Raw genomic sequence first — 13,004 nt, forward strand, 5'->3', positions numbered from 1 at the left:
GGAGTGGGGAAGAAATGATAACTGAACAATTAAGCCTATCGTTACAGCATCCTATTATGCAAAATCATAAGGTATATGGACAAGCGTTATTACCCGGCCTTGCTTATATAGATCTCATTTATCAAGTATTTCAAGAACACGGTTACGCTTATCAAGAACTTGAACTTAAACATGTAACCATTTTTCACCCGCTGATCGCGGAAGAGCAATATGACATCATTCTTTCTATTCACGTGTCTGAAAACAACGAAGGAAAATGGGTTATTCAAATTGACGGACAAAAACAGCAAGGAGACTTGTTAACAGACAAAAAACAATATGTAACTGCAGAAATGCATCAAAGAGAATCTGTTGCTTTCAGCGAAACCATTGATATGACTCATTGGGAAAAAACGGCTGACAAAGTTGTAGATTTGCACGATATCTATGACCAGTGCCGCCGTCATGAATTGGTGCATACAGGGATGATGAAGGCAAAAGGAAAGATATATGAAACGGGTGAAGGCGCCCTTATTGATATTTCTGTCGGCCAAGAAGCTCTGGTTCATTCCGAGTCGTTTATGTTCCATCCGACTCTCATTGACGGCAGCGGATTAGGGTCAAGCGTCCTGCTCTCGAATACGAATCAAGACAGACAGACTCTTTATCTGCCTTTGTTTTATGAATCCTTTTCCGCTTCGGAATTATTACAGAAAGAATGTGCTGCTCGCATTCAATCTTCTTCAGTTCGTCAGGAGAAAGAACTTACTTATATGACGATTGAATATTTCAATCAACAAGGAAAAAAGGTAGCCGAGCTTAAAAACTTTGCAAGTAAATCTGTGCGCGAAGCGGAAGCCATTCATCCGGAAAGAAAGGAAACGAATAGGTCTCAAGCACTGATGCAGCGGAACGAATCTGTTCAGACGGCAAGTGCAGACAACAGCCGGGAATATGCTGCAATTGAAGAGTTTTTACGTCAGCTTCTGGCTGAACAGCTTGGAAAACCGGCAGAACAGATTGAAACACATGCCGGGTACTATGAGCTTGGTTTGGACTCGCCTTCCTTGCTTGAAACCGTTCAGGCGATTGGTTCCAAGATAGGGGCGGATCTCTCTCCGACCCTGCTGTTTGAATACACAACCATTGCAGAATTGTCAGCTTATCTTGCTGAACACTTTTCATTTGGAGAGGCGGACAACGTTGTCCGCCAGTCTCCTTTACCTATGCCGGAAGATCCGGAGCCGGAATCATTAAAGGCTGATGAAACTGTATCGAAAGCCTGCGGAGACATTGCGATCATTGGGATGGCAGGCCGTTATCCCAAGGCTGAAAATATCCAAGCATTTTGGAAGAATCTAAAGGCGGGCATGGATTGCATCACTGAAATTCCGCCATCGCGCTGGGACTGGCAGGAATTCAGCCATTTGAAATCGCCTGCCGGGAAGCCTGTGTCAAAATGGGGCGGCTTTATCGAGGATGCAGATTGCTTTGATCCTCAATTCTTCAGAATATCTCCCAGAGAAGCAGAAAACATGGATCCCCAAGAACGTTTGTTTTTAGAGGCTTGCTGGGAAGCGATTGAAGATGCGGGATATACACCAAACACGCTTGCAGCACCGCAAGGCAGACATAAAAGACAGCATGTCGGCGTATTTGCCGGCGTTATGCATAAAGATTACTCCCTGATTGGAGCGGAGGCTTTATCTGAAGACAACCCATTTCCTTTGTCACTGAATTATGCTCAAATCGCCAATCGGGTTTCTTACTACTGTAACTTCCACGGACCGAGTATGGCGGTGGATACTGTATGCTCTTCTTCTTTGACCGCCGTTCATTTGGCGATAGAGAGCATCCGAAATGGAGAATGCGAGGTGGCACTTGCGGGCGGAGTTAATTTGTCGCTGCATCCGGCTAAATATATAAGCTATGGCAGTGTGGGAATGCATTCCAGCGACGGATATTGCCATACGTTCGGTCTAAACGGCGACGGCTATGTATCGGGAGAAGGCGTCGGAACGGTTCTGCTGAAGCCTCTGAAAAAAGCAGAGCAGGATGGGGACCGGATCTATGCCGTCATTAAAGGAAGTGCCATTAATCATGTAGGAAAGGTAAGCGGAATTACGGTTCCAAGTCCTGTGGCGCAAGCTGACGTCATCGAAGCCTGCTTAGAGAAAACAGGAATCAATCCTAGGACCGTCAGCTATGTAGAAGCCCATGGCACAGGCACCTCCTTAGGAGACCCGATTGAAATTCAAGGGCTGGTGAAAGCTTTCAGCCGGGATACGCAGGATAAGCAGTTCTGTTCCATCGGTTCCGTGAAATCAAATATTGGGCATGCCGAGTCTGCAGCCGGAATCAGCGGCTTGTGCAAGGTCGCCCTTCAGCTGCACTATAAAACGCTGGTGCCGTCTTTGCATTCACAAGAGCTGAATCCATACCTTAAACTGGATCAATCTCCTTTTTATGTCCAGCATGAAACAAAGGAATGGGAGCAGCCGACATTGACAGAAAACGGGGCTAGCATCACCTATCCCCGCCGTGCCGGATTAAGTTCATTCGGAGCTTCGGGGTCAAATGCGCACCTAATTCTGGAAGAATACATCCCGGCAGCTTCTATGTCTCCTGCAGCGGAAGCCGCACCGGCTATCATTCCGCTGTCTGCCAGAAACAAAGACAGGCTGCAAGCCTATGTGAAGAAACTGCTCGATTATCTTCATGAGGACATCAATCTTTCTGAGCTTGCTTTTACATTACAGTCAGGACGCGTAGCAATGGAAGAGCGAGCAGCTTTTCTGGTGACAGACATAAAGGATTTAATCGTTAAATTAAAAGCATTTGCGGCAGGCAATGAGAAGATCAATGATTGCTGGACCGGACAGGTCAAAGATGTGAATGATCTTTTTATGTCCAGCGTGAATCAAGCCGCAATGGAATCGGTGCAGAAGCCGATTACTGAAGGCGGTTTGAAGAAATTGGCGGAAGCATGGGTTCAAGGAAAGCCGGCGAATTGGGAAGAATTGTACGGGAATAAGAAGCCGCTCAAAATCAGTGTTCCGACCTATCCGTTTGCAAAAGAACGTTATTGGATACCGGCACCTGAAACGAAAAACAGCAGCACCGATGCCCAATTACATCCGCTGCTGCACCGAAACACATCAGACTTCACTGAGCAGCGATTTAGTTCTACCTTTACAGGCGAAGAGTTTTTTCTCTCAGATCATGTAGTTAATGGTCAGAAAATTTTGCCGGGCGTAGCCTATTTGGAAATGGCCCGTGAGGCAGCGGAAAAAGCAGCCGGTGTTCAGGAAGATGAACAAAGAGTGGTGTCACTCAAAGATATCGTGTGGATACGGCCTATCGTGATTGAGAGCGAACCGAAAGAGATACATATCGGCCTTTATCCGGAAGATAGCGGAGAGATTACCTATGAGATTTATAGTGAACCGGAAGATATGGATGAAAATCCGATCATACACTGTCAGGGCAGTGCAAGGATAGGCGACGTAACGGACATCCCGGCTTTAGACATTAAAACATTGCAGGCGCAATGCAGCCTGGAGACCGTAGCGTCAGACCAATGCTATGAGGCGTTCCGGAAGATAGGGCTTGACTATGGCGAGGGCTATCAAGGAATTGAAAAGGTGCTCGTGGGACAAGACCAATTGCTTGCAAAAATCTCCTTACCCGCTTTCTTGAAAGGCGGCCAGCAGCAATTCATGCTTCACCCTAGTGTAATGGATTCCGCTTTTCATGCTTCGATCGGTTTAATTGTAAGTTCAGTCAACGCAGGTACTCAAACACACAAACTGTCACTGCCGTTTGCAATGCAGGAACTTGACATCCTTGGCCCTTGCCCTTCTGACATATGGTCCTTTATTCGATACAGTCAGGACAGCAAAGCGGATGACAAAGTGAGGAAGTATGATATTGATTTATGCGATGAGAACGGCAACATTTGTGTTCGGATGAAAGGGGCTTCCATCAGAGCATTGGAAGGAGAACATTCATCTGCACCAAAAACGAATGCGGCAGAAAATGCGGCGCATCCGCCAGTCGGGCATACGATGATGATTCCCGTCTGGGAACCTATTTCTGCAGATGCAGAGGATGATCTCCCAGCTTTTGAAGAGCGGGCAGTTTTAATTGGAGGGTCTGAGGATGACCCGAGATTAATCAAACAGCATGATTCGAAGATTACAGTTTTAGATGTTCAGTCAACAGATGATATCTCAGCAATATCGAACAAGCTGCAAGCATGCGGCAGCATTGATCACGTGATATGGATCGCTCCGTCCCGCCAGCTGAACATAATGTCAGAGGATATGTTTATTGAAGATCAGGAAAAAAACGTTCTTCACGTTTTTAAGATTGTCAAAGCACTTCTTCAATCAGGATACGGTGACAAAGATGTAACATGGAGCCTTGTCACTGTCCAAGCGCAGCCGGTTGTTCAACAGGAATCAATAAACCCTTCTCATGCCAGTATTCACGGGCTTGCCGGCACAATGGCTAAGGAATACCCGAACTGGAAAATCCGGCTTCTTGATCTTGAGGAAGACTGTGTTTGGCCAATCAAGCAGATGTTTACACTTCCAGCTGACCGTCATGGGCATGCTTGGGCTTATCGTAATCAGCAGTGGCATCAGCAGGAATTGATCCCGTTTCAACACTCACCGTCAAACAGCACTCTGTATAAAACAGGGGGAGTGTATGTGGTTATCGGCGGTGCGGGATACATTGGTGAAGCGTGGAGTGAATATATGATCCGCAGCTATCAGGCGCAGATTATTTGGATTGGGCGCAGTCCATTAAATGACGCCATCCAGGCTAAATTAGACCGTCTTGCAAACGTCGGACCTATGCCTCACTACATTGCTGCCGATGCAGCTGATGTAAACTCCTTGCAGCAAGCTTACGAAAAAGTGAAAGAGCGTTATGCCCACATTCACGGCGTCGTTCATTCAGCGATGAACTTATCTGAGCAAAGTCTGGAAAATATGAGACTTGAAGAATTCAGATCGGGGCTGGCGGCCAAGGTAGATGTGAGTGTGTGTATGGCTCAAGTATTTGAGCGGGAAGATTTGGATTTTGTCCTATTTTTCTCCTCGCTTGTGGCTCATATCAAAAATGTGAAGCAAAGCCATTATGCTTCCGGCTGCGCTTTTGCAGATGCTTTTGCTTACCGGCTTTCACAAAACTGGACGTGTCCGGTAAAAGTAATGAATTGGGGATATTGGGGAAACAGCGAAGCGGCTGGTGATGAGAATTTTGTCCAGCTCATGGATCAAATAGGCCTAGGCTTGATTGAACCGGAGGCAGGCATGAACGCATTACAAGCACTGCTTTCGGGGCCGGTCAGCCAAGCGGCTTTCATTCATACAACCAAACCGGTTGCAGTAGAAGGCATGAATCAGATGGAGGCCATAACCGTTTATCCGCACCAGCCTCAGGTTGACGTAAAAAGCTTGAGAGGGCGTTTGTCAGAAAAAGGGTCAAATGCAGACCATATAAAAGGAGTAAAGCATGAGGAACTGGATGATTTCCTTTACAGGCTTCTTTTAGGTCAATTGCAAACGGCCGGGTTGTTTAAAGGTGACAGATTTTCTGCGGAACATTTTAAACGAAACAATAAAACCCGTGATTTTTATGAAAAATGGCTTCAGCAAAGCATAGCGTTCCTTCTGGAGCATCACGATCTTAAGCAAGATGGAGAGTCATTGGTGACAAAAGACAGAGCAGACCACAATATAGATGAGCTTTGGAAAGAATGGGGCGAGAAAAAGGCAGAGTGGCTGAAAGACAGCAATACGAAAGCAATGGTTGTGTTGGCAGAGTCCATGCTTAAAGCATTGCCGGATATTCTGGCCGGAAAAGTGCCAGCGACGGATGTTATGTTCCCTCATTCCTCTATGGAATTGGTGGAAGGAATCTATAAACACAATCAAGTTGCAGACTACTTCAATCAAGTGCTTTCTGATACATTAATTGCTTACTTAGAAGAGCGGCTGAAAGAAGACCCGCAAGCATCCATTCGGATCTTGGAAATAGGCGCGGGCACCGGCGGTACAAGTGCGGGCATTTTTCAAAAGCTGAAGAGCTATCAACAAAACATTGAAGAATATTGCTATACAGATCTATCCAAAGCATTTTTGATGCATGCGGAAAAAGAGTATGGCCCAGAAAATCCTTATCTGACCTATAAAATATTTAACGTGGAAGCACCAATTGTAAATCAGGAAATTGATGCAGGCGGCTATGACATTGTGATTGCGGCTAATGTCCTGCACGCGACGAAAAATATCCGCCAAACCTTGCGTCATGCGAAAGCGGTTCTAAAACATAACGGATTACTCTTATTAAATGAAATGGCCGGCAACAGCCTGTTCCCTCATATTACATTCGGACTTTTGGAAGGCTGGTGGCTGTATGAAGACCCTGAGCTTCGTATACCTGGCTGTCCCGGTTTATATCCTGATGCGTGGGAAAAGGCTTTAGAAAGTGAAGGCTATCAATCGGTGTTCTTCCCGGCGGAAAAAGCTCATGACTTAAGCCACCAAATCATTGCGGCACAAAGCAACGGGGTCATTCGCAATGTGACCCCGCCAAAGGAAAACGCGCTTCCGGCAGTAAGGGATTTCCGTTCAAGCCCGTTGAAAGACCCGGCGACTGAACAAATGAACGTGGCGGAGGAAGCCGGACAAACAAAAGATTCCGCACTCCAAGAGAAAAGTACGGAGTATATGAAAAAATTAATCGGAGAAACGCTGAAAATCCCAGCCGGCAAGATTGACTCGTCTGAACCGCTGGAAAAGTACGGTATCGATTCTATCGTCGTCGTCCAGCTGACCAATACGTTACGTAAGGTATTAGATCATGTCAGCAGCACGTTATTTTTTGAGTACCAAACCATTGATGCATTAGTAGCGCACTTAATCAAAACAAAAAAAGAAGCGCTCATAAAGCTGACGGGGTTAGATCATCAAATGCAGAATGACAAGCGAGTGGCAAAGCTGCTTCAGGATGGGCCATCGCAAGAATCGCCGCAGACCTTCAGAAAATCCCGGCGCTATCGCAAGCTTGGAAGCCAAAAGGAGCAAGAAGAGCCATCCCAAGCCATGACCAGCCGAGATGTAGCCATTATCGGCATTTCCGGACGTTACCCTCAGGCGGAAACGGTTGCTGATTTTTGGAACAATCTAAAAGAAGGAAAAAACTGCATTGAAGAAATACCTAAAGAACGCTGGGATTGGAAGACATATTACGATGAAGAAAAAGGAAAAGAAGGGTCGATTTATACGAAATGGGGCGGCTTCATAAAGGATATGGATAAGTTTGATCCTTTGTTCTTTCAAATTTCTCCGTTAGAAGCAGAAAGAATGGACCCTCAAGAGCGATTATTTTTACAAACCGCATATGCAAGTATTGAGGATGCGGGATACACGCCGGAAACGCTGTGTTCAAGCAGAAAGATCGGCGTATTTGCAGGAGTGATGAACAAAAACTACCCTACTGGCTACGGCTACTGGTCCATTGCCAACAGGGTGTCCTATCTTTTGAATTTCCAAGGGCCGAGCATAGCCGTTGATACGGCCTGTTCTTCTTCCCTGACAGCCATTCATTTAGCGCTGGAAAGCATATACAGCGGGTCAAGTGAATGCGCCATTGCCGGAGGAGTCAATTTGATTGTCGACCCGATCCATTACCAGAACTTATCTGTCATGAATATGCTCTCGTCAGGTGATAAATGCAAATCATTCGGGGACGATGCGGATGGATTTGTTGATGGAGAAGGTGTAGGGGCCGTCATCTTAAAGCCTCTAAAAAAAGCGATTGAAGACGGTGACCATATTTACGGTGTCGTTAAGGGCAGCATGGTGAATAGCGGAGGAAAAACCAACGGCTATACTGTGCCAAACCCGAACGCGCAATGCCAGTTAATGAAGGAAGCCTTTCAAAAAGCGAATATTTCGGCTCGGACCATCAGTTATCTGGAGGCTCACGGCACGGGCACGGCATTAGGTGATCCCATTGAAATCGCAGGATTAACAAGAGCTTTTGAGGAAGACACAACAGACAGGCAGTTCTGTGCGATCGGTTCTGCCAAATCCAATATCGGACATTGTGAAAGCGCGGCAGGCATCGCAGGGCTGACAAAAATACTGCTTCAGCTTAAATACGGCCAAATCGCGCCTTCATTGCACTCTGAACGGTTAAATCCAAATATTGAATTCGGCCATACTCCTTTTATCGTCCAGCAAGAACTCGGAGAATGGAAACGACCGATCATTGACGGGCAGGAGGTGCCGAGACGCGCAGGATTAAGCAGTTTTGGTGCGGGAGGGTCAAATGCTCATATTGTCATAGAAGAATATATTCCGAAAACGGAGACGCAAACGCTATATGCTCAACCGCCGGCTTTAATTGTGCTGTCAGCAAAAAATAGCGAACGGCTTCGGGATAGAGCAGAACAGCTGCTGGCGGCCATCAGTGAAAAGAGATATAGCGAAACAGATCTTGTCAGGGTGGCCTATACCCTTCAAACAGGTCGTGAAGCGATGGAGGAAAGGCTCGGCTTTATAGCAGATTCTATTGAAGACCTTGAGACCAAGCTGAACCATTATATAGAAGGTAAAGAAGAAACAGATACTCTGTACCGGGACCGTACTGATCATAACAAAAGAGCATTGGCTGTCTTTTCAGCTGATGAAGATATGGAAAAGATTATAGATGCCTGGATAAGCAAAGGAAAATATACAAAATTACTGGATCTTTGGGTGAAGGGCTTGTCCTTTGATTGGCACAAGCTTTATGGAACCAAGGCGCCGATCCGGATCAGCCTGCCGACATATCCTTTTGCAAAGGAACGCTACTGGGCCTCAGTGAATGAAGAGAAACCAGCTGTAAGGAGAGCGGCATCCACAGAGGACCATATGGAACAGCAGCAGGAGACGGCAGAAGACTTTCAGCTGATGACGTTTAAAGAGGCTTGGAAAGAGATGCGCGCACCTGAAGCAGCCCGTAAGAATATAAAAACGTTGGTTTGTTTTCTCTCTGACCCTGAAAAACAACAAGCATTCGTTTCAGCTGTCCAAACCTTTGACAAAGAGACGCGGATCATTTTTATTTCACAAGGTGCGGCATTTGAAAAACAATCTCAATATCACTATCGTATTTTGCGACATGAGCCCGGCGCATATAAGGAAGCATTCCGGCGCATTCAAGAAGAACACGGTGAAGTAGATGCGATTCTCTATTTATGGGCGCTAGAGGATCAAAGTTGTATTCAAGATTACTCATGCATTGTATATCTGTTACAAGCCATGGCATCTGCAAAGCTTCAGCCTTCCCGGCTGTTATTGGCGGGAGGTTTTGAAAATGGCCTGGACCGCTGCTATGTAGAATCATGGATCGGTTTTGAACGTTCGCTCGGACTGGTCCTTCCGAATACAAAAGTCACAGGCGTTTTTCAAACAATTGACAGCCAGAATCGGAGATCAATGGAGGATTGGGCGCGTAAGATCTGGACGGAATTACAGGCTGCAAGCGAACAAACCGTCCTGTATCAGGATGAACAACGTTATGTATCTATCATTGAACCGGCAGCCATACAAGCAGGAAACAGCTTATTGAAGCATGGAGGGACTTACCTGATTACAGGCGGATTAGGTGGGCTAGGTTATTTATTCGCCAAGCATTTGGCTGCAAAATATGCGGCAAACATCATTCTTACCGGCCGTTCGCCTGTCAATGAGGAAAAACAAAACCAAATACAAAAATTAAAGAATTTGGGAAGCAGCGTCATCTACGCAGAGGCGGATGTTTGTGATCCGATTGCGATGGGAGACTGCGTGAAACGCGGCATCGAACGGTTCGGAGCCATCAATGGCGTCATTCATGCTGCAGGTTTAGAAAGCGAGTCTGCTATTTTTGAAAAAGAGATGGAAAGTTTCCGTCACATTATTGAACCGAAAATCAATGGAACCATAGCGCTTGATGAATGGCTAAAAAAAGAAACGCTTGATTTTATCTGTTATTTTTCATCATCATCCGCTATTTTAGGAGACTTTGGTTTTTGCGATTATGCGATAGGGAATCGATTTCAAATGGCTTACGCACATTATAGAAATGATCATCTCAATCAAGGCAAAACATTTGTCATCAACTGGCCTGTGTGGAAAGACGGAGGTATGGCAATCGGTAATGCCGAGACAACCGATATGTATCTGAAATCAAGCGGCCAGCGTCTATTAGAGGCAGATGAAGGTATCGGCATATTTGAACGAATCTTATCTCAACAAGATACGCAGCATCTCATTATAGCAGGTCAGCCTAGCCGCGCCCGGCGCTTTTTGGGACTCAATGAACATATACAGCCTGAACCGGCCCTTTCAACTCATCCCGTAATAGAAAGACAAGATGAGAACAAGTCATTAAGTGTGGAAAAACGTCTTGAAATGGATTTGAAAGAGCATATCCATACTTTGCTCAAAATCTCAAAGGACAAGTTAGAGATGAATAAAAATTGGGCCGACTTCGGATTCGATTCGATCTATTTGGCCAAATTCTCAAACCTATTGTCCGACCATTACAAAATTGAAGTAACACCGGCTTTATTTTTCGGCTATTCCACTCTAAAAGAACTGATCCGATACTTTTTAACGGATCATAAGGAGATGATTGAAGAATTTTACCGGGAAGACGTTCGGAAACAGCCTGTCTTGCCAAAGTCTCCAGTTGCAACAGATGATGCGGCAGCAGCTAAAGGCGAAGAATCCCGAAAAAGAAAAAGTGTTCAGCAAAATCATGCAGAGCCGATCGCCATTATCGGAATGAGCGGCAGATTTCCTCAGGCGGATACGGTTCAGGAATTTTGGGACAATCTGAAGAACGGAAAAAATTGCATTTCGGAAATTCCAAAAGAACGATGGGATTGGCGTGATGGTAACGGGGATTCAGAAAAAGCAGTGCCAAGATGGGGTGCATTTTTGAATGACATAGACCGATTTGATCCGCTGTTTTTTCAAATATCACCTAAAGAAGCGGAAAGCATGGACCCGCGCCAGCGCATTTTCTTAGAGGAAGCATGGCATACATTTGAAGACGCAGGATATATGGGAAAACGGATTAAAGGAAAGTCTTGCGGCGTTTATGTGGGTGTGGAAGAAGGGGAATATGCGCATTTAACCGGTGATACGGACTACATTAATGGCACCCAAAACGCCACATTATCTGCCCGAATCGCATACGCTTTGGATTTGAAAGGGCCTAATATGTCGTTAACAGCGGCGTGTTCCTCAGGGCTCGTTGCCATTCATCAGGCATGTTCGGCATTACGCCAGGGAGACTGTGAAATGGCGTTAGCCGGCGGTGTCAGCCTGAATATGACTCAGATGTCATATGCGGCGCTGACTAGGGCTGAAATGCTTTCTCCAAACGGGCAATGTAAAGTATTTGACCAGGATGCAAATGGGCTCGTGCCTGGCGAAGCGGCAGCAGCTGTGCTGTTGAAACCATTATCAAAGGCGATTGAAGACAAAGATCACATTTATGGATGTATAAAGGCAAGCGGGGTCAATTATGACGGGAAAACAAACGGTATCACAGCCCCTAACCCTTTCAGCCAGACGGAATTGATAGAAAGCATATATGATAAATTTCAAATCAATCCGTTGGATATCCAATATGTGATGGCGCACAGCACCGGATCAAATATAGGAGATCCGCTCGAAGTCCAAGCGTTAACGAGGGCATTCAATAAGTATACAAAACAGAAGCAATTCTGTGCAATCGGCTCTATTAAATCGTTAATCGGACACACATTTGCCGCTTCAGGTGTCGTTAGTTTAATCAGCATGCTGATGGCTATGAATGACCAAACCATTCCGGCGACACATCATTGTGAAACAAGCAATTCATATATTCAGTTTAATGAAAGTCCCTTTGTGTTCCATAAAGAAAATCAGGCATGGAAAAAGAAAAACGGCATGCCGAGGGTGGGAACGATCAGCACGACGGGCATAAGCGGAACCAATGCACATGCAGTAGTGGAAGAATATGACGTAACGCGTTCACACTCAACTGAGTGCCCGCAAGTCATCGTACTTTCTGCTCAAAACGAGGAACGGCTGCAAGCTGTTGCCCGAAAAATGCTTGAGTATGCCGAGCGTAATGAATTTTCTTTACCTGACTTTGCCTATACGCTGCAGGTCGGAAGAGAAGCAATGGAAGCCCGTTTGGCAATGGTTGTGAACAATAAAGAAGAACTGGTGCGAAAATTGAAGGAATATGACGAAGCGGTGAAGAATGGTGAATCATTCGAAACTTTTGCATCCCTATTTACGGGGAATGCGGAAGAGAACCAAGAACTCCAAGACGAAACGGTTTTACAAGTTTTCGTCAAAGAAAACAATTTGCAAAAAATCGCACAGTATTGGACCAAAGGAAACGATATGTCATGGGAATTACTCCATAACGGCAATGAAGTTCGCACTATCCCTTTACCCGGCTATCCATTTGAAAGGGAACGCTATTGGGTGTCAGCAGGCAAAAAGGAACAAGACCAGCCAAAAGCCATAAAGCAGTCTATAGAAGAAAATGAAACGATTCAAGTCTTAGAAGACCAATCAAGCCAGGAAAAAATGCAGGAATGCATTGTGCAATTTTTATCGCGGGAGCTCAACCTAACGCGACATCAAATCAGTTTCAAAAGAAAATTTCTAGATTACGGACTGGATTCCATTCTTGGCCGAAAACTGATGCGTCATATAGAAAAAAATGTTCATATCAAAATCACCGGACGCGACATTCTCGAGTTTCAGACGGTCCAGTCATTAGCAGCTCATTTGGCGTTAAAAGCTGACGGACAAAATCAGCCTATAAAAGTCCCGTCAACAAAGAAAACGAGTTCATACACTGATGAGCAAATCATCGGCATGATGAAAGAGGTGGCGCAAGGGAAATTGGATTTTAAGAGTGTGCAAACCATCATAGAAGGGAGTAAATAGCATGAATCATAAAGACAT

The 13,004-nt window shown here is 45.5% G+C and carries 1 protein-coding gene; it reads left to right on the forward strand.

Annotated elements, in window-relative coordinates:
- Positions 1-14 precede the first annotated feature (14 nt).
- A complete protein-coding gene (locus tag AXI57_RS17915) occupies positions 15-12,986 on the forward strand; it encodes an SDR family NAD(P)-dependent oxidoreductase (RefSeq protein ID WP_061670820.1) in 12,972 nt (4,323 codons plus the stop codon).
- Positions 12,987-13,004 lie beyond the last annotated feature (18 nt).

The sequence above is a fragment of the Bacillus atrophaeus genome (genome assembly GCF_001584335.1).
GTDB classification, from domain to species: domain Bacteria; phylum Bacillota; class Bacilli; order Bacillales; family Bacillaceae; genus Bacillus; species Bacillus atrophaeus.

What these genes read in the sequence shown, in the direction of transcription:
- AXI57_RS17915 (WP_061670820.1), top strand. Translation starts at nt 15, where the DNA reads ATGATAACTGAACAATTAAGCCTATCGTTACAGCATCCTATTATGCAA.